The following is a 19,871-nucleotide window of genomic DNA, read 5'->3' on the forward strand; positions in this document are numbered from 1 at the left end:
ATTAGAAGCTCTCTACTTCCGTCGTATTTGTCTTTTCAATATGTTCTACTTTACGTGCCTTATTTCTTGTCGCACGGTAAAACAGTAAACAAACAATCATAAATGGAATTCCGCAATACAATGCCATTCTTTGCTCTGGAATAAAGGCCATACCAATAATTACTGTTACATTTAATACTAGTGCAAGCAGTGGTACGAATGGATACAGAGGTGTTTTAAATTTCAATTCTTTCACATCCCCGCCCTGCTTTATGTATGACCTCCTAGCTAATAAGTTAGATAGAGCAATAGATGCCCAAACTAATATCGCCCCGAACCCAGCAATAGAAAGTAGCCATAAATAAACTGTATCTTCCGCATAAATACCTGATAGTAATGAAAGGCAACCTACAATTGTACTTACAATCAATGCATAAATAGGAACACCGTTTTTAGATAACTTACCAAAAATCGGACTAATCATTCCTTGATTAGACATAGACCATAGCATACGAGAAGTTGCATATAATCCTGAATTCGCAACGGATAGAACCGCTGTAATGATAACAAAATTTATAATATCTGCTGCATAAGGAATACCAATTTTATCAAATACAACTACAAATGGACTTTCTATTACTCCTGCTTGTTGCCAAGGGAATAGTCCAGCAAGAATAAAAATAGATAGTACAAAGAAAACAAGTATACGCCAAACTGTATTGTTAATTGCCTTCGGGATTGTTTTCTCTGGATTTTCACTCTCACCTGCTGCAATACCGACTAGTTCCGTTCCTTGGAAAGAAAAATTAACTGCAATCATCGTAATTAAAATAGCTGATAATCCATTTGGGAACAATCCACCATAATCAGTAAAACTAGAGAACATCGGTGCTGGTTCATTTCCTCTCATATCTAGAAAACCAAACATTGCTGCCCCGCCCAAAATAATAAATGCAATGATCGTAATTACTTTAATACTTGCAAACCAAAATTCAACTTCCGCAAAACTTCTTGAAGATAACGCATTAATAGCAAAGAGGAGTAACGCAAACACTACGCACCAAATCCATGAAGGTACATCTGGAAACCATCGCTTCATTAAAATACTAACTGCAATTAGTTCAATCCCTATCGTAGCTGACCAGTTTAACCATGACATCCATCCAACTACATAACCCGCTGCAGGGGAAATATGCTTCGTAGCATACGTTTGATAAGATCCTGCGTCAGGCATTGCAACAGCTAACTCTCCAAGACAGAGCATCGTTAAATACATAACAAATCCTCCAACAAGATATGCTACAATCGCTCCTCCAGGCCCAGCTTCATGAATTGTATACCCAGATCCTAAAAAAAGACCGGTACCAATAACGCCTCCAAGTGCAATCATAAATATGTGCCTGCTTTTCAATTCTCTTTTTAATCCTTGATTTTGATTCATCATATAAATCCCCCCTTTTCACTTTGTAAACCCATTTAATGTAAGCGTTTTTAAAATTATTCACCGTAAAAATAATGATTTAAAAGAGCAAAAATACACGTCACTTACATTAATCACTGCCTGTTACTAAAAGGTCATCCCTTACTGTTATTAATAACTTTTGATCAGCAATAGCTTGTCCTTCTACTACTTCTAATGATTCAATATAACCACTGATCCCTATCTTAATTTCTACTTTCTGTTTATCTATTGTTTCAATTAATGCTAATTTCTCCCACTCATATACGTAAGAACTTTCCGTAACAAATAACTTCTCTACTTTCCCGTAACAAGGACTATACACGCATTCTATAACCGTCTTCACTTTATACACTCCTCCTTCTTATTAGTTGGTACTGAAACGTTGCATATCCCTCCTTTAGATATATCAATTATTATTTATGCAAAATGCGTACCAATCTCCAATTCCTATTTAAAATGAAGGTTTCTCAAAAAAAAAACTTCATAACCGCAAAATTTTTCTATCATTTCAGAGATTTTAAAAGGAAAATAGCAAAAAATTTTTGCGATTTTATAAGAATTTTAATAAAATTATAAAAAGTCAGTCTTCATAGGGTGGAATGAGGAGAAGATAATCTATGCGTACAGAAGAAATTAATTTAAAACAGATCATTGAAATGAATATGCTATATGAAACTTTACTCAATGAACTCGACATCGGAATTCATATTATTAATGAGGAAAGTAAGACGATTATCTATAACCGCAAAATGATGGAAATTGAATCAATGGAGCGCTCAGATGTGCTATATAAAAGTCCTTTAGAAGTATTCGCATTTGAGGAAAATAAAAATAGTACTCTTATAGAGGCATTAAAATTTGGAAAAACAAAGAAAAATATAAAACAAACGTATTTTAACAATAAAGGACAAGAAATTACAACGATTAACGATACTTTCCCTATAATAGAAAATGGAAAAATTAAAGGCGCTATTGAAATATCAAAAGAAATTAGTAACTTAAAGCAAACGATAAAAATAGGTCCTTCTCGAAAACAAAGCACTAAATTTACCTTTGATCACATAATTGGTGATTCTGAAGCCATTCAATCAATCATTACAGAAGGAAAAAGAGTAATTCGTACATCTTCCTCCATACTTCTAGTAGGAGAAACAGGCACTGGTAAAGAACTATTTGCACAAAGCATCCATAATGAAAGTCAGCGTTCAACAAAACCCTTTATTTCACAAAACTGTGCCGCTATACCTGATACCTTAATGGAAAGCCTACTATTTGGCACAAATCGAGGTGCCTTTACAGGAGCAATAGATAAATCAGGCTTATTCGAAGAAGCAAACGGAGGAACTTTGTTATTAGATGAAATCAATTCATTAAGCCCAATACTTCAAGCTAAGTTGCTGCGGGCTATACAAGAAAAAACAATACGAAGAATCGGAGGTACACACGAAAAAGAAATTGATGTTCGCATTATAGCAACTATCAATGAAGATCCCTTTGAAGCCATCGCACATAATCGATTAAGAGAAGACTTATATTACCGATTAAGCGTCGTTACTTTATGTCTTCCGCCTTTACGTGAAAGAAAAGAAGATATTCCAGCTCTTGTTCAGCACTTTATTGAAAAATATAATACTCAATTCGGGCTCAACGTAACCGATGTAGATGTAAATGTAAGAGAATTTTTCTATGCATACGATTGGCCTGGAAACGTACGGGAGTTGGAACATATAATTGAAGGTTCCATGAACTTGATAGAAGATGAAACCATCATTACAGCGTTTCATCTTCCTACTCGCTTTCGCGAACGAATAAAAACAGAATTCAATATGCAACATGCACTAACTACTCACAATACTGATGCACCTAAAACTTTAAAACACACAATAGAAAAAATGGAAAAGAACTACATTAACCAAATTCTTAAAGAGAATCATGGCAACATCTCACAAGCTGCAAAATTTTTAGGATTAAGTAGGCAAAACTTACAATATCGAATTAAAAAACTGCATTTACACATATGAAATAAACATGTCTCCAAGTGTAAAAATAAATTGGTAAAATATGTTATAATAAACATATAACATGCTAGAAAGGGGCTATATATATGAGTAATGATAAAAAATTAAAGTTATTACAATACTTATACTTTTTCCCTGCCATGCTCTGTATGATGTTATTCATTAATGCCGATGTAAGCAGCTCTCCTTATGCAAAGCTATTAGGAACAATTTTTGGCTCCTTTGCAGCTATTATGCTTGCTGCTTTTTGGAATTTGAAGATACGTATAAAAAACGAAAAATCTTCTTAATACTAAAAAAATCGAGCTACTTAGCCCGATTTTTTTATTTGCCATTAAAACTCAACATTCTCTAAATACAACCCACTTGCCTCAGCAAGACAATTAATTTGATTGCGCTGCTTTTCCTCTAAAATGTTTGGAATTGCTTCAGCATCTAATTGTCCTAATCCAACTTCAATTAATGCCCCGACAATTTTTCTTACCATATTATGAAGGAAGCCGTTACCACTTACTCTAATTTGTACAAACCCTGCCTCTTCCATCACATCAAGTGTATATACTTCTCGAACCATGGATTTTTTCTTTGATTTCGCATTTGAAAAAGCAGTAAAGTCATGTGAACCAACTAAATGTTTTGCAGCTGCTTTCATGCTTTTCACATTTAATTTTTTATTCACATGCATGCTGTATTTACGCATAAATGGATTTGTATGCTCTTCATTCCAAATTTTATACAGGTATGTTTTTGCTTTAGAATTGTAACGAGCATGGAAACGATCATGTACTTCTTCCACATTCGTAATGCTAATATCGTTAGGTAAATATTGATTTAAATATTTTTTCACTTTATGTTCCACTAACTTCTCATCACTTTGAAAGTTAGCAACTTGATTCAAAGCATGTACACCAGCGTCTGTTCTACTACAACCGATAATTTCAATTTCTTTTCCGACCATTTCAGATATGACACTTTCGATTTTTCCTTGAATTGTATTATCGTTATTACCGAGACGTTGCCATCCTTTAAAACGTGCGCCGTCGTACTGAATCGTTAATTTATAATTATGCATAATATTCTCCTTCATAGAAAATATTCCCTCATACCATGAGGGAATATTAATAAACTTTACTTTCTAACAAGCTTCACTACATTTTCTACGTGAGCTGTATGCGGGAACATATCAACTGGTTGCACATACTCCACTTCATAGCTCTTCATTAATGCCTGTACATCACGTGCTAATGAAGAAGGATTACAAGACACGTACACAACTTGTTTCGGCTTCACTTTTAAAATTGTTTCCAGTAATTTATCATCGCAACCTGTACGTGGTGGGTCGACAACAATTACATCTGGACGCCATCCTTCTTTTACCCATTTCGGTAACCATTGTTCAGCTTTACCTGCTTCATATTTCGTATTTGTAAATCCGTGACGCTTTGCATTTTTTCTTGCATCTGCAATTGCTTCTGGAATTACATCCATACCACGTACTTCCGCTGCATCATTTGCAAGCCAAAGACCGATTGTACCAACACCACAGTACGCATCCACAATCTTCTCGTTTCCTGTTAACGCAGCTGCTTTTTTCGCTTCATTATACAAAATAACTGTTTGCTCTGGATTCAACTGGAAGAATGCACGTGCTGATAATTCAAATGATAAATCGCCAAGTGTTTCTTGAATGACTTCTTTTCCAGCTAATTTAAATGTTTTGTCGCCAAAAATAACAGATGTTTTACGCCAGTTTACATTTTGCATAATTGATTTAACCGCTGGCATCTGTTTTTGTACTTCTGCAATAAATTGTTCTTTATTTGGTAATTCTTCTTTTGTTGTAATAAGTGTAACTTGTACTTCCCCTGTTTGAACTGCAGTACGTGTTACAATTGTGCGTACTAAACCTTTTTGTTTTTTCTCATTGTAAATAGAAACATTTAATTTTTCTAAAATACGTCTTACAACTTTTGTCGCTTCATTCGTTGCTTTATGTTGAATCATACAGTGAGCGATATCAATTAACTGATGTGAGTTTTGTTTATATAGCCCTGTAATAACCTTTTCGTCTTTACGCCCCACTTGTAATTGACTCTTATTACGATAATGCCATGGATTTTCCATGCCAAGCGTTGGGCGAATTTTCTCTTCCATACTATTTTTCATGTACTTCTCAAATGCTTGTACAACGATATCACGCTTTTGATTCAATTGTTCTTTATAATCTAAATGTTGCAGCTGACAACCACCACACTCCTCATATACTGGACACGGTGCTTTCACACGATGCGGTGAAGCTTTACGAACTTTTTTCACTTTCGCTTCAGCGAAGCCACGCTGAATTTTCGTTGTTTCTGCAACAACTTCTTCTCCTGGTAATGCCCCTGGAATAAAAACAACTTGTCTCTTAAAATAACCAACGCCTTCTCCGTTAATCCCAAGACGTTTAATTGTCACAGGAAACGTTTGACCAACTTCCAACTTACTCTCATGTTGCTTTTGTATCATTATTACACCTCTACTCTATACTTTTCCATAAATATAACGCTGCATAACTGCAGTATGGTTCACACTCTTGTTTCACTTTTTCTAAAAATGCATCATCAGGTTTATCATCTAATTGAAATATACCTTGCACTGCACGCTGAATCCCAATGTCCGCTTTCGGGAACATATTTTTCCGTCCAAGCCCAAACATTAAAAAGTTTTGCACTGTCCATGCACCAATTCCCCTAATTGGCAACAATTGTGCTGAAATGTCTTCTTCCGTCCCATTTTCTATACTCGCTAAATTTAATGTACCACTGACAATACTTCGACCTAATCCTACTATATATTCAGCCTTTCGCTGACTAAACTTCTGCTCTCTCAATTCTTCTATTGAAATATTTGCTACTATTTCCGGAGTGGGGAAAAAGAATACACCGTTCTTCTCTGTTCCATACCGTTTCACAAATTGTTCTGTTAACACAGTAGCAAATTTCAAATTTATTTGTTGGTGAATGATACAGCGAAGCAGACAAGCAAAATAATCAAATTCTAAAATAATTGGAGTATAAGCATATGTTTCAAATAGTGGACGTAATGATGTGTTTAAAAAATGATTTTGTATATCTTGAAACGGTTCATTCCAATGAAAAATGGCCCTCATTCGTTTCATGACTTTCTCTGGATCTCCTGTCTGACTAGAAATCCAAAACTGTGGATTTTGAACAGTACCAATCCCTTGTAAGCGAACAACAACCTGTTCCTCGTCTATACAAAGCGGGATATAAATAACTTTCTCATCTAATTGAATGACGTTAAGAGGATCAAAAGATAAACGTTTTAATACTTCTTCAAAATGATACGGATACTCTAACGTAACATGTTCGCTCCACATACGTTTCCCCATCCTTTTTACACATCATTATAGCATGAGAAAACCGTAAGCATACATGCTTACGGTTGATTGCCTTTTACTAAGTCATCTAGACTTTTAAAATGATACCCTTTCTCGCGCAAATCATCAATGATTTTCGCAAGTGCTTCTGCATTATCTTTTGATATTGCATGAAGTAATAAAATAGATCCTGGATGAATCATCGTCATTACATTATTATGCGCATATTGCCATCCTCTTTGCTGATCCACTTTCCAATCCAAAAATGCAAGTGACCAAAATACATTATAATAGCCCATTTCTTTCGTAAGAGCTAACGTTCTTTCACTAAATACACCGCGCGGAGGACGTACATATTTCACTTCTTTTTGCCCAGTTACTTTTTTAATTTCTTCCGTTACACTCGTTAATTCTTCACGAAGTTTCTCATCATTTACCGCTGTAAAATCAGGATGACTCCAAGAATGGTTTCCAATAATATGTCCTTCATCCTTCATTCTTAACAATAAATCTTTTTGCGTTTTAATGTAATGCCCCGTTACAAAGAAAGTTGCTGGTACTTTTTTCTCTTTTAATACATCTAATATTTTCCCTGTGTATCCATTCTCATATCCATTATCAAATGTTAAATAAATATCTTTTTTCTTCGTATCTCCTAAATAAAACCCGCCATTTTTTTGTAATAAATCTGTATATAACTTTCCTGCATCTGGTACTGTTTCATTTTTAGGACGCGGGATTCCCCAGTTATGTGGAGTATTTGTATAAGCCAGTGCTGAAACTGGAACAAGTGCCATCATAATTGAAAAAATGAGACCGATATATAACCATTTATATTTCATAAATAGTCTCCTTTCCATATATAATCGTACTTGTAGTTTCTGTTGCTACGCATTCTTTCATGCTGAACATGTTTTTCTATATATACCAAAAAAATGCATCTCGAATCATTCGAGATGCATTTTTTATTTACTTAAATACTGGCTCTTTAAAGCTAGCTAATTTTTCAAGTGATGTTTTATCAACATCTGCATGTAAGCTATTACCATGAGAGTCCATCGTTACAACTGCTTTAAACCCGTCGATACGTAAATGCCACATTGCTTCTGGAATACCAAATTGTAAGAAATCAACATCTTTCACTTCTTTAATACATTCAGCATAATATTGCGCTGCACCACCGATTGCGTTTAAATATACACCGCCGTGTTCTTCTAAAGCCGCTAATGTTTTCGCACCCATACCGCCTTTTCCAATGACAGCGCGAATACCGAATTTCTTCATAATATCGCCTTGGTACGGTTCTTCACGAATACTTGTCGTTGGACCTGCCGCTTTAATTTGCCAATTGTCATTTTCATCTTTCACAACAACTGGACCACAGTGGTAAATAATTTGTCCATTTAAATCTACTGGACAATCATTATCCATTAAATGCTTATGGATTGCGTCACGACCTGTATACATCATGCCATTAATTGTTACAACATCACCAACGCGAAGTTCACGAATTTGCTCTTCTGTAATTGGTGCTTGTAATACAATCTCACGTTGCTCTGTTTTTTCTTGTACTTCATGCTGAAGTGTATCTTCACCTTCTTGATATAGCCAATCTATAATGTCTCCTGTTTCAGGATGGATTTTCACACCAAGGCGACGATATGCCCAGCAATTATACGCAACAGATACATAGAAACTAGCTGGCAAACGATTATAGACGCCAATTTTACAACCAAGTAAAGTTGTTTCTCCGCCAAATCCCATCGTACCAATGCCAAGCTTATTCGCATTTTCTAATACGTACTCTTCAAGATGTTGTAACTCTGGTACTGGATTGACATCATCTAATGTACGGAATAATTGATTTTTTGCTAATTCATAACCTGATGTGCGGTCTCCCCCGATACCAACACCAATTACACCAGCGCTACATCCTTGCCCTTGTGCTTGATATACTGCATGAAGAAGGCATTTACGAATCCCTTCTAAATCACGGCCAGCTCGTCCAAGCCCTTCTAGTTCACACGGTAAGCTATATTGAATATTTTTATTCTCACAGCCACCACCTTTTAGGATTAAACGTGCATCAATATAATCTTTTTCCCATTGTTCAAACTTAATCACCGGTGTACCTGGTCCTAAATTATTTCCACTATTATCTCCAAAAAGAGAATCAACAGAATTGGGACGAAGTTTACCATCTTTTGTCGCCCGCTCAAGCGCATTATAGATAGCTTCCTTCAACTTTAATTGATTCACACCAACTGGTGTATAAATTTTAAACGTTGGCATCCCTGTATCTTGGCAAATCGGCGAGATGTTATCATCAGCCATTTTAATATTATTTGTAATTGTGCCAAGTGCCATCGCAGAACGAGTCCCTGCATTTTCTCGCTCTTTCGCTTGTTGAATCGCACGACGAACATCTTTCGGTAAGTTCGTTGACGTTTCAACAATTAGTTGATACATGCTTTCTTGAAGCTTTTCCATTGTTACTTCCCCCTCAATTGTGAACGCTACCAAAACGTTATGAGCTGAAAATTCAATTGTTATGCTCTTTAGCTATTTATTTGTTTCACGCTATTAGAGCATAAATGAAATTTTTCACAACTTGATTATACCTCTTTTTCTATCGTCCTTCTATTACCCGAACAGAAAAAGGCTACCAAATTGGAATTGGTAGCCTTTTTAATATATTATTCGTCTTTTTTAAATTGCTCACATTTTAATTCTAATTCATCTAACATTGCAAGAAGACGATCTACATCTTCTAATTCTACTTCTTCAGGTTCAATTGTATCAATTACTTCAATGAACATATTTAAACGTTCTTTTAAATATACTAATTGTGTATCTTTATCTTGAATTGCTTTTCCCATGAAGGCACTCTCCTTTTAATTCGAGTTGCTTTTATTATACCGCAAAAACGATTGCTATGGGCATGAAATTTCATCAATTTTGTCACAGTCATCCACTATAATGTAAGCCCTCTCTCTTTCCATGCTAAAAAGTTTCACTTTATAAAAAGCACATATTCTTCTATTATAGAGAATGGACAAATTGTTATTTCAATAGTCAAAGGAGTATTTCATATGACGATATCACAAAAAATGAAGCCGATTACTCCTTCTTACGATCCATGGGAAGCGTATATGGACCTTGAAGAGTACGGCAAACTACTATTAACAAATGTTGAATTTACAACGACGACGTTATGCAACATGCGCTGTGAGCATTGCGCTGTTGGTTACACGTTACAGCCGAAAGACCCAAATCCGCTTCCGATGGATCTTTTATTAAAACGATTAGATGAGATTCCTCATTTACGTTCTTTAAGTATTACTGGCGGCGAACCTATGCTTTCAAAAAAATCCGTCGACAACTATGTAACACCACTCTTAAAATATGCCCATGAACGAGGCGTTCGCACTCAAATCAACTCTAACTTAACTATAGATTTAGCACGTTACGAACAGATTATTCCTTATTTAGACGTATTGCATATCTCTCATAACTGGGGAACAATTGATGACTTCGTTGAAGGCGGATTTGCAATGATGGAGCGTAAGCCTACTTACGAACAACGTGCAAAATTATTCGAAAGAATGATTACAAATAGTAAGGCTCTATCAGATGCAGGTGTACTTGTATCGGCCGAAACAATGCTAAACAAAAGAACTCTACCACATATTGAACATATTCACCGCCAAATCGTCGAAGAGATGGGCTGTAAACGTCATGAAGTTCATCCAATGTATCCAAGTGACTTCGCGAGTAATCTAGAGATTTTAACAAAAGCTGAAATTCGTGATGCGATTGAACATTTACTAGAAATTCGCGATGAAAATGTATGGATGCTATTTGGAACTTTACCTTTCTATGCTTGTAGCGATGACGAAAAAGACATAGCTACATTTAAAAAATTGCAAGAGAGCAAAAATGTAACTGTTCGTAACGATCCAGATGGTCGTTCACGCTTAAATGTAAATATTTTTGATGGTAATATTATCGTTACTGATTTTGGTGATGTTCCACTTCTAGGAAACATACAAACAAACACATTACAAGAAGCGTATGAAAAATGGAGCGCTTCAAAAACAGCAAAATCATTAAGCTGTCACTGTCCTGCAGTAAAATGTCTTGGACCAAATGTTCTTGTAAAAAACAGCTACTATCCGACAGAAGATTTCTTATCAAAAACAGCAAACATTACATTATAAAAAAAACGTCAGCTTATAAGCTGACGTTTTTTTTGTTATTGCGAGTGAGAAGAAGAAATAAATTTAAAAAACAAATGATCATGAATTGGAATTGCCGCTCCAATTCCTTGAGAAGTAATATTTTTCACAACAAGTCTTTTTTGATTTCCCTTTAATACAAGATACACTTCTCCAAATGTTACTTTTCCCTTTTCATTTACTGCTGGTGTATAAGCGTATAAATATCCGAGTTGACTCGGACTAATATTATACACACGCTCATGTCCAGTACCATAACCAATAGTTGTTTTAAACGAAAGGGGCAATTGTACTTTTTCAAGCGCTTTGAGAAGCATCATTTTTTTCACATCTGCAGCATCTTTCATATCTGCTGTTAAATCGCCTTCAACCGTCTTTTGTGTTTCTTGCTTATAGCGAAGTGGATACAAACGGTCTCCTCCGCGATTATCATACACATTTCGATTCACTTGTTTATATTCCCAATTAATCGATGTGTCTACTGATTCATAATGTAAAGCCCATTGACCTAAATAAATTTTTGCCCGATACCCTACTGCAAGCGGAGCATTTGAAATTGTCGTTTCATTAAACATCCGAATTAAGTCTGGATTTTCAATTTTAATATTAGCCGTTTTCAATAGCTCTTGAGCAAATTTACTTGGTTGTAAACGTGGCAAATCTTGCGCATCATTTGGAAATGTATTGTCTTTTGAAATATTTAAAACAGATGAAGGCATTTTTGTTCCTACTGTTGTCTTTGCAAAACTCATGTTAGGAAATAATAAAATAAACGAGACCATAGTTGAAAGACATATGCTGTATACTCGTTTCACCTGTCTGGCTCCTTCCTATGTAGGTATATATACTACTTCGTTTATTGTTTTCTCTGAGCGCAATTGTTATGCCTATTTTTCATAATAAATAAAAACCAATTCCCATAATGACATACGCCGCTAGTAAAGTGCCACCTTCAAACCAGTTTGTATCTCCATCATTGGAAATCGCAATCGTTAAGAAAACGGCTGTAATCATAGACACAAGTTCTGGTATGGTAAATACTAAAGGCATCCTTTGCGCGAAGAACATAGATAGCAATACTAATACAGGAGCAACAAACATGGCGATTTGTAATGTAGAGCCTATTGCAATTTCGACTGCAATATTTACTTTATTTTTATAAGCCATAATAATTGCAGACGCATGTTCCGCTGCATTCCCAACAATTGCAACGATAATAACCCCTATAAATAACTCTGACCAACCAAATGACTTTGCAACAGTTTCAAAAGTATGTACGAGTGCCTCTGACACATAAGCTACTGCCAGTGTTGCTATCGCTAAAATAAGGAGCGCCTTCCCTTTTGACCACTCTGGCTCTTCTTCATGCGCTACTTCGTCACTTTTATGTTGATATACACCACGGTGCGTAACTAACTTAAATAGTAATGCAGCAAGGTACATGATAATCATAATAATAGAAACACCTATACTTAATTGATACGTCTTGCCAGCGTCCATCTTCATTGAAAAGATCTCTGGAATAACAAAGGCCACAACAACAGCAAATATTAATAAAGCTGAATTATGCCTTGCATCATATACATTAAAACTTTGTCTTTTGTATTTAAGACCTCCAACAAAGAAAGATAACCCTCCTACCAATAATAAATTTCCAAGTACAGAACCGGTTAAAGAAGCTAACACCACTTCAATTAACCCTGCTTGAAGTGCAAAAATTGAAATGATAAGTTCAACAGCATTACCGAAAGTAGCATTTAATAATCCGCCTATTCTAGGACCAGAAACAATTGCTAGACTCTCTGTTGCTCTCCCCATAAAACCAGCTAATGCGATAATCGTAATACAATACACAGCGAACATAATTGTTTCTGGCCAATGAAGTGTTTTTCCAAGTACAGATAGTGGTACACCTATAAGCGCTACTATAAGAAATATTTTATTAAACATGCTTTTCATCCTTCCATCGTATGTATTTCTCCTCAATATTATTATTATTCTTCTCCTAACTTGTCCGATTTCATCACAATTACGTTTAAAAAATCGGATTGAAGAAAACAGTATGAAAGATATTTAAATTATCTTGTTTAAACAGACAGAATTATAAATTGTGAAAAGGGGTTAAAATTATGCACTTAAAAGAAAAAATCGCAACTATTATTCAAGGTCAACGTACTGGTGTATTATCTACAGTACGAAATGAGAAACCTCATAGCGCCTTTATGATGTTTTTCCATGAAGATTTTGTACTATATGTTGCAACAGATCGACAATCAAAAAAGATAACAGATATTGAACAAAATCCTAATGTCCATGTACTACTCGGACGAGAAGGAAAAAAATTAGATGAAGATTATATTGAAGTTGAAGGGTTAGCTTCAATCGAGGAAGACTCAACATTAAAAAACAAGTTTTGGAATAATAGCTTAAAACGTTGGTTACTCGGTCCTGAAGACCCTAATTACGTATTGATCAAAATCAATCCCGACACAATTTATTACATTGATGGTGCGGGTACGACGGAGCCTGAGTTTTTACGACTATAAAATAAAACAAGCCCCCCCTTAGGTGGGCTTGTTTTGTCGAAAAGTTCTTTTAAAAAAAATAATAAAATAGGTGGAACTTTCCAAAGATTCTGTTATATAATAGAAGTAACTTAAATAAACTGTATTAAAACAGATTGAGAGGAGAAATAAAATTGATGAAGAGAGAAGAACGCAAAAATATGATTGAGTTTATTGAAAAGAAAAAAGGGATTGAGCGTGACGAATTACTGTTTATGACAGACGATGAAGTAGAACATATTTATAATGTAACGTACTTTTTATATGAGGAAATTGCAGAGTAGTATAATAATCCCCACCTTATTAAAAATATAAGGTGGGGATTATTTCGTTATTTAGCCCACTATTTACAGGCAGTAAAACTCCCACCTTAAAATTCAGGTGGAGCAAGAAGTTAAGTTGAAGTCGCGCTTTCTATAAAGCTCAATTGCTTCAACTTTATACATGAGAATCATTTTCATGTATAATACTGTAAGATTGGAGGAATTTTACTATGAGTTCGTGGCTCTTATTTGCACTATTATCAGCAATTGCTGCTGCCCTTGTATCGATTTTTGGAAAGTTTGGTTTAGACGGCATCGATGCAAACGTTGCAACAACAATTCGATCTATTATTATGGCATTATTTATGATAGGCGTTATTATCATACAAGGTAAATTTCAAAATATCGGCGACGTACTGCTAAATAAAAAAGCACTGCTATTTATCACATTAAGTGGGGTTGCAGGTGCTTCGTCATGGCTATTTTATTTTCTTGCCCTCAAAACAGGAAAGGTTTCACAAGTAGCTCCTGTCGATAAATTAAGCGTCGTATTTTCTATCATTCTCGCTATGATTATCCTCGGTGAAAAGTTAAACTTTATGACCGGTGTTGGTGTAGTCTTTATTACAGCTGGTGTATTATTTATTGCTTTCAGCTAAAAAAACCGCTATTAGCGGTTTTTCTTTTTCTTTATGTACAACCATACAACACATGTAACAACTGCTGAAATTAATAAAATCCATATTCCATAATGATGTAAACTATACTCAACGAAGCGCCACTTCTCGCCTAACTTCCAGCCAAGCCCAATAAAAACACTTATCCAAATGAGCGCACCACCGTAAGCGTACAAACAAAAACGCCAAAGTGTCAAATTTGATACCCCAGCAAAATATGCCGTTAAATGACGTACTCCCGGTATAAAATAACCAATCATTAAAAGAAATGGCCCATATTTTTCAAATAAAATATGTGTTTTTTCAATGTGATGTTCTTTAATTCTAATTTTCGGCCCATATTTCTTTAAAACAGGGAGCCCAAGTTTTAAACCTAATATGTAGCTTAACGTGATCCCTAACATCGCACCAGCCATCCCACTTAAAAAAGCAGCAGTTCCTGACATAACTCCTTTTGAAACATTATAACCAACAAAGGTCAATAAAAACTCGTCTGGTATCGGTAATCCGACAATCCCACCAGCCAAAGCTATAACAATTCCAAAATAGCCATAATGCGCGATTAACTCGCCAATATGTTGTTCCATTCGGAAGACACATCCTATGCACGGTCGTTATTCCACATTGTACCCTTTCTATCTTTAAGGCAAACATGGTATACATATTCACTATACATTGTTTTTATAATGAACTCTACTTCTATTCTTTCCTTTAACAGAGATAAAGTAAAACTTTACTCAGTGGGAGTTTTGTTCATCCTCTACTAATTATTAACCTATGCCAATCTTACTTTTACAGACATCCCGACTCCCACATAACTCACTTACATTCACCAATTTTGAGATTAGATTCTTACTGCCCGCAAATAACCCGATAAAAAATAAAAATTCATATGCGTGTTTTTTTGTTACAATAAAGGAAAGTTACTTTTCGCAACGGTTTAACTCTCAAGAAAAATGATATATCTAGCAAAAACATAGTTTGGTCTATATAATGAAACTTTTACCTATTAAAAGAACATACACCCTTTTACATACAACATCATTTTTCTAAATTATACAGGGGGGAACGAACATGACCATTGAAAATCAATTTATTCAAAAAGTTTACTATAAAACATTTTTAACAGAAGAAACTTCTACTCCTGCATCGGAAGTACTCGGTGAAGCATATATAAATGAATCTAAAAATGAATTCTCCAACATTTCTAATATTCGATTTGCTCAAGGTGAATTTTATTATCAAAATAAAGATTTTGAAGCAGCTATATTTAAATGGGAAAAAGTAAATAATGCTCTTGCACTTTGGGCGACAAAAAATATTGCAGATGCTTATTTTGAACTAGGATTCTTACCAAAGGCAGAAGAAATTTATCAATCTATTCAAACGGAAGATACGACTCTTACGATGGAGGTTTCCTTACAACTTCTTTCTCTTTATATCGAACAAGATCGTTTAGGACTCGCTTTTAAGACGATTAGTGAAGCTGTTGCATTCCAACCGGATTACCCAAATATTACTGCAATTGCACGTTCTTTCTATGAAAAACAAGAAGATTGGAACAACGCTATCGAACTAGCTGTTCAAGAAGGTATCCGAACACAATCTTTACACTGGTTTGATACGTTAATAACTTACATAAACAAAGGATTTACAAAAAACATTAAGCCTGAATATTTCTATGAGTCTTTAAAAGCTCTATATGCTGTTGATCAAGCTCAATTTAAAGAACTTGTTATTGCTCTTTGGAATAGCTATCAACATGAATCCTTATACCTTCCTTGGATTCAAAGTATTAATCATTTATTCTTGCATATTGAAACAGACAATAATGACGATTGGAATGAAATTTCTACTCGCTACCAAGAAACATACTTTGCATTAATTACCGGAAATCATTTTATGCATGAATTAAACGGACTTGTACCAAATCTATTAACAAATTGGTTCAGTTTAACGAAAGCAAAAGATTCTCTAGTTGTCTCTGCAGCAGTGTTAGCATGGAATGAAGTCTCACCTACAACTTTAGAATCATTACTCGTAAAAAGTGCTGGATCCTTACTTTCTAATACATCAGCTGAAGCAGATGTAAATATGGAAACAGTTTCTCATTTATTCGAAACAATCGCTGTATGGGCTGAGAAAAATGATGTAGATTTAAGTCATCAATTTACGCTACTCGTCCATGAACTATGTGATTTAAATGTCACACCAATACTAATAGCTGGAACTAGTGACCATGATAAAACATCATTTGTTAATTCAATATTAGGAGAGAACATCTTAACTGAAAATTTAACAACTCCTATTCTATTTAAAGACGCTAGTCAAACTGAAATAACAGAATTTACCGAGTTAGATATAAGAAATATCCCTAACCTTGATGAATTCCATCAAATAACGACTACATCTGCTCAGTCAGAACTTGAGAAAAAATGTATAGAAATTAAGCTACCAAGTAGGTTTTTAAGAAAAAATAAGTTTACATTTCTTATTACACCATCCATTCAAGAACAATTGGATAAAAACAATGCATACTTTGAATACTTACAAGCAGCAGATAGCCTTGTATACGTATTAAATTCTTCTTCACCATTGCATAGTCAAGAAATTGATACGTTAATTTATTTACGTGAACAAGTACCAAACTTACAAATTCACTTCGTATCACACACAAATAATACGACTACTAATGAAAAACTAATTAGTAAACTTAAAGTACATTTTCCAGATGCACAATTCTTCCCATACTCTCCTTCGCAAGAGAGTAGCCAGCAACTTGGAGATGTAACAGAATCTATTCTTTCTAATCTTGCAAAACGCGATATAGAAAAAGAACGTATAGAAAAGCTAATATGGTTTACGCAAAAGACAATTGCTTATCTCATAAATGAACGTGTGGAATTAGAAAATACATTAGTAAAATCCGTACGCTGGAATAAACACATCTCAGTGAAACTTACTGGATTTATTAATAACCTTACTGCTCTTGAAAAAGATAAAATTCGCTCTATTACCGAATCCTATCTTTTAACGAAAGAAGAAATTACACGAGATATACATTCTCAAATCCCTGAATTATTACAGAGCTGCTCTGATCTTGTTCAAGAAGATAGTGATTTCAAACTAGTTCATGAAGAATTAAATGCTGCAATGAATGAACGAGTTCAAAAGCATGTACAACAGGTACTTCTTCCTAAATTTACTGGGTCTATTCAAGAATGGATTGAAACAGCACATAATGAATTTATTCAAGCTCAAGCTTATTTAGATGAAATGAGTGAAACGTTTAATAAATTATATAAAGAAGAACGTATGAAACTTCCTTGCGATTTCAAATTATTAGATGATTGGAATCGAGATGTTGTACGAATGACAAATCGAATTACAGTAACGAACATCAATATTTTATTACGCTTTACACCGACACAGTTTTTCTTAAAAAGTGCCGGAAAATTATTTGGTAATATGCAAAAAAACCAATCTATGCTCGCCAACAAATATAAACAATATATTGAAACAGAAGACTATACAGAAATTGCTCACACAATTTCAAAACAATTCTTCCTTCAATTTGAAGTATTTGAAGGTGCATTAGAACGTGATATCATGATGTTCTTCAAAGATCCACTTAATATATTGAAACAAAATGTAGATGCAGCTCAACTTGAGATAAAGGAAGACGAGCAAACATTAGCAACGCTAAGAAGCAATCCAGAAACATATCATGATCCTTTGGCGTTATTTAAACTACAATTGCTACAACATAAATTCGTTTTAAGTACTACAAAGAAACATGAAAATATGTTCGTATCTAACGAATCTTCTACTGTTTAACAAAAAAACCAAGCAAACTAAAATTTGCTTGGTTTTTTACTTTATTATTTTCATATGTTCAAACGGATAATAAATGCCTGCTAACTTTCCTAACACATCTTCTCTATCAATAAAACCTAAACCATTTCTACTATCTTTACTTATTAAGCGATTATCTCCCATAACAAAAATCTTATTTTTAGGAACTGTAATCGGTCCAAAGTCCTCTGTTAAATTCATAAGTTTTTTTTCTGCTTGTTTTTTATTACTATCCAAATACTCTTCATCTTTCACTTCAGAATTTACATATAATTGATCATTTCTCATCTCAATTATATCTCCAGATAATCCAATCACTCTTTTGACATAAAAATTATCTGTTTTCACAACAATAATGTCTTCTCTCCCATAGCTTTCAAATTGTTTTGCTAACTTATTAACAATTACCTTATCTCCATCTTGCAACGTTGGCCTCATAGATGCTCCTTTTACAGTCGTAGGGAAAAACACAAAAATTTTCGCCAAAAACACCAATAAACATGCAATTGCAATAGTTCCAAAGAATTCACGCCAACGTTTTTTCTTTTGCATCATTTCACCATCTCATCATCTTTTTACTTTTATTATAAATAATACAACCGATATTTTTCTACAAAATTATGAATTATAAAATTATAATATTAGAAATTTCAAAATGGTAATACTGATCAAATTAAACAAGCAAAAAAGATACTCTCAAAATAGTCTATCCACTATTTTGAGAGTATCTTTTTATAATCCCACATATACAATACACATTTGAGCAGCTACATATGTAAACCAAATCCAAAGTGGCTCATACTTCAATTTACGCCCTCCGATATCTGTCACGCCAATAATAAAATCAGAAATCACAAACAGTAAACCACCAAACGCTGGTATCCACCATATTCCTGTATTTTCATAATATAAGGCGAATGCAAAGCAAGCCATTCCTCCAACCCACAATCCGTAAATTAGAGCTCCTATCGTAAACAATTTATCCTGTTTATCATTTCGGATAAAGAAGAACCATCCTACAATTAGAAAGAGCCCATATACGAGTAAACCAATCCAAAAACCATTCCACGAAATTCCTGTTTGCAAAAATGCTTTTACATAAAAACAATGAGCAAGAGCGAAAGTAACCATCCCTCCAATTAACCTGTGACCAATTGGAATCAGCCCAGCCATAAACAAATCTCCCACAGTCGATAAAGTCATACCAAGTGCAACCCACGTACTATACTCTACAGATGGATCTTGTAACCATATCCAAATTGCACTACCTGTTAAAGAAAAACTAAGAATAAGACGGATTGCTAAAGGTAACGGCATATTATCTTTCGTTCTTTTTGTCTGCCGCATTGCATAAATTGCACCAATTAAAAAAAGAAGTATTTGCCCAATTAACACCACGTAAAGTAGATTCATAATATGTTCTCCTCAATAAA

At 34.5% G+C, this 19,871-nt stretch carries 20 protein-coding genes; 7 read left to right on the forward strand and 13 right to left on the reverse strand.

The genetic code is table 11. The features are described 5' to 3' along the window. Position 1 precedes the first annotated feature (1 nt). Both ACTFP3_RS23990 and ACTFP3_RS23995 read right to left on the reverse strand, forming a co-directional pair. Positions 2-1,423, reverse strand: a complete 1,422-nt coding sequence (locus ACTFP3_RS23990; protein WP_440011432.1) for an amino acid permease — start codon at positions 1,421-1,423, stop codon at positions 2-4. 106 nt (positions 1,424-1,529) lie between these two features. Then, positions 1,530-1,784: a biotin/lipoyl-containing protein gene (locus tag ACTFP3_RS23995; protein ID WP_000859480.1), complete on the reverse strand. Its 255-nt coding sequence runs from the start codon at positions 1,782-1,784 to the stop codon at positions 1,530-1,532. 274 nt (positions 1,785-2,058) lie between these two features. Between ACTFP3_RS23995 and ACTFP3_RS24000 the strand changes: the two genes are divergently transcribed. Next, positions 2,059-3,462, forward strand: coding sequence for a sigma-54 interaction domain-containing protein (locus tag ACTFP3_RS24000; protein WP_001258445.1), 1,404 nt, complete (start codon positions 2,059-2,061; stop codon positions 3,460-3,462). Between the two features lie 83 nt (positions 3,463-3,545). Beyond that, positions 3,546-3,749, forward strand: coding sequence for a hypothetical protein (locus tag ACTFP3_RS24005; protein ID WP_000063860.1), 204 nt, complete (start codon positions 3,546-3,548; stop codon positions 3,747-3,749). Positions 3,750-3,793: 44 nt separating this feature from the next. On the opposite strand, the gene truA is transcribed toward ACTFP3_RS24005, so the two are convergent. From truA to ACTFP3_RS24035, 6 genes are all read right to left on the reverse strand, one after another. Then, positions 3,794-4,531 (reverse strand): tRNA pseudouridine(38-40) synthase TruA, encoded by a 738-nt coding sequence (truA, locus tag ACTFP3_RS24010; RefSeq protein ID WP_000553118.1) that lies wholly within the window; start codon positions 4,529-4,531, stop codon positions 3,794-3,796. Positions 4,532-4,587: 56 nt separating this feature from the next. After that, positions 4,588-5,967, reverse strand: coding sequence for a 23S rRNA (uracil(1939)-C(5))-methyltransferase RlmD (gene rlmD, locus ACTFP3_RS24015; RefSeq protein WP_440011433.1), 1,380 nt, complete (start codon positions 5,965-5,967; stop codon positions 4,588-4,590). A 10-nt stretch (positions 5,968-5,977) separates the two neighbouring features. Next, complete coding sequence (locus ACTFP3_RS24020; protein ID WP_000269422.1) at positions 5,978-6,841, reverse strand: DNA-3-methyladenine glycosylase family protein; 864 nt, start codon at positions 6,839-6,841, stop codon at positions 5,978-5,980. Positions 6,842-6,900: 59 nt separating this feature from the next. Further along, positions 6,901-7,683 (reverse strand): delta-lactam-biosynthetic de-N-acetylase, encoded by a 783-nt coding sequence (gene pdaA / locus ACTFP3_RS24025; protein ID WP_000875956.1) that lies wholly within the window; start codon positions 7,681-7,683, stop codon positions 6,901-6,903. 127 nt (positions 7,684-7,810) lie between these two features. Beyond that, entirely contained in the window at positions 7,811-9,331 is a 1,521-nt protein-coding gene (fumA, locus tag ACTFP3_RS24030; RefSeq protein WP_016121795.1) for a class I fumarate hydratase, read from the reverse strand. Between the two features lie 206 nt (positions 9,332-9,537). Continuing rightward, a complete protein-coding gene (locus ACTFP3_RS24035; RefSeq protein WP_000513558.1) occupies positions 9,538-9,720 on the reverse strand; it encodes an SE1561 family protein in 183 nt (60 codons plus the stop codon). 213 nt (positions 9,721-9,933) lie between these two features. On the opposite strand from ACTFP3_RS24035, the gene yfkAB reads away from it, so the two are divergent. Continuing rightward, entirely contained in the window at positions 9,934-11,061 is a 1,128-nt protein-coding gene (gene yfkAB, locus ACTFP3_RS24040) for a radical SAM/CxCxxxxC motif protein YfkAB (RefSeq protein ID WP_016125372.1), read from the forward strand. Between the two features lie 35 nt (positions 11,062-11,096). Here the strand turns inward: yfkAB and ACTFP3_RS24045 are convergent, their stop codons facing one another. Together ACTFP3_RS24045 and cax are read right to left on the reverse strand one after the other, a co-directional pair. Then, positions 11,097-11,894, reverse strand: coding sequence for a YfkD famly protein (locus ACTFP3_RS24045; protein ID WP_002083605.1), 798 nt, complete (start codon positions 11,892-11,894; stop codon positions 11,097-11,099). A gap of 79 nt (positions 11,895-11,973) precedes the next feature. After that, on the reverse strand, positions 11,974-13,029 hold the full coding sequence (gene cax / locus ACTFP3_RS24050; protein ID WP_000482133.1) for a calcium/proton exchanger: 1,056 nt from the start codon (positions 13,027-13,029) through the stop codon (positions 11,974-11,976). A gap of 179 nt (positions 13,030-13,208) precedes the next feature. On the opposite strand from cax, the gene ACTFP3_RS24055 reads away from it, so the two are divergent. The 3 genes from ACTFP3_RS24055 (at position 13,209) to ACTFP3_RS24065 (ending at position 14,565) form a co-directional block, all read left to right on the forward strand. Beyond that, complete coding sequence (locus tag ACTFP3_RS24055; protein ID WP_000550220.1) at positions 13,209-13,625, forward strand: pyridoxamine 5'-phosphate oxidase family protein; 417 nt, start codon at positions 13,209-13,211, stop codon at positions 13,623-13,625. A 155-nt stretch (positions 13,626-13,780) separates the two neighbouring features. Then, positions 13,781-13,927 carry a BH0509 family protein gene (locus tag ACTFP3_RS24060; protein ID WP_000817786.1) on the forward strand — a complete coding sequence of 49 codons (147 nt, stop codon included), beginning with the start codon at positions 13,781-13,783 and terminating at the stop codon, positions 13,925-13,927. A gap of 209 nt (positions 13,928-14,136) precedes the next feature. Beyond that, a complete protein-coding gene (locus ACTFP3_RS24065) occupies positions 14,137-14,565 on the forward strand; it encodes an EamA family transporter (RefSeq protein WP_000100296.1) in 429 nt (142 codons plus the stop codon). An 11-nt stretch (positions 14,566-14,576) separates the two neighbouring features. Here ACTFP3_RS24065 and ACTFP3_RS24070 read toward each other — a convergent pair whose 3' ends face one another. Continuing rightward, the gene (locus tag ACTFP3_RS24070; RefSeq protein ID WP_000434878.1) at positions 14,577-15,170 is read right to left on the reverse strand and encodes a DedA family protein; all 594 of its coding nucleotides are present in this window, start codon (positions 15,168-15,170) and stop codon (positions 14,577-14,579) included. A gap of 487 nt (positions 15,171-15,657) precedes the next feature. On the opposite strand from ACTFP3_RS24070, the gene ACTFP3_RS24075 reads away from it, so the two are divergent. Beyond that, the gene (locus ACTFP3_RS24075) at positions 15,658-18,420 is read left to right on the forward strand and encodes a tetratricopeptide repeat protein (RefSeq protein ID WP_440011436.1); all 2,763 of its coding nucleotides are present in this window, start codon (positions 15,658-15,660) and stop codon (positions 18,418-18,420) included. A 36-nt stretch (positions 18,421-18,456) separates the two neighbouring features. Here the strand turns inward: ACTFP3_RS24075 and lepB are convergent, their stop codons facing one another. Continuing rightward, entirely contained in the window at positions 18,457-18,993 is a 537-nt protein-coding gene (gene lepB / locus ACTFP3_RS24080; RefSeq protein WP_000983310.1) for a signal peptidase I, read from the reverse strand. Between the two features lie 177 nt (positions 18,994-19,170). Continuing rightward, positions 19,171-19,851 carry a lysoplasmalogenase gene (locus ACTFP3_RS24085; RefSeq protein ID WP_001051080.1) on the reverse strand — a complete coding sequence of 227 codons (681 nt, stop codon included), beginning with the start codon at positions 19,849-19,851 and terminating at the stop codon, positions 19,171-19,173. Between the last annotated feature and the right edge of the window lie 20 nt (positions 19,852-19,871).

It is taken from the genome of Bacillus cereus group sp. MYBK5-2 (assembly GCF_051915685.1).
Classification (GTDB): Bacteria; Bacillota; Bacilli; order Bacillales; family Bacillaceae_G; genus Bacillus_A; species Bacillus_A cereus.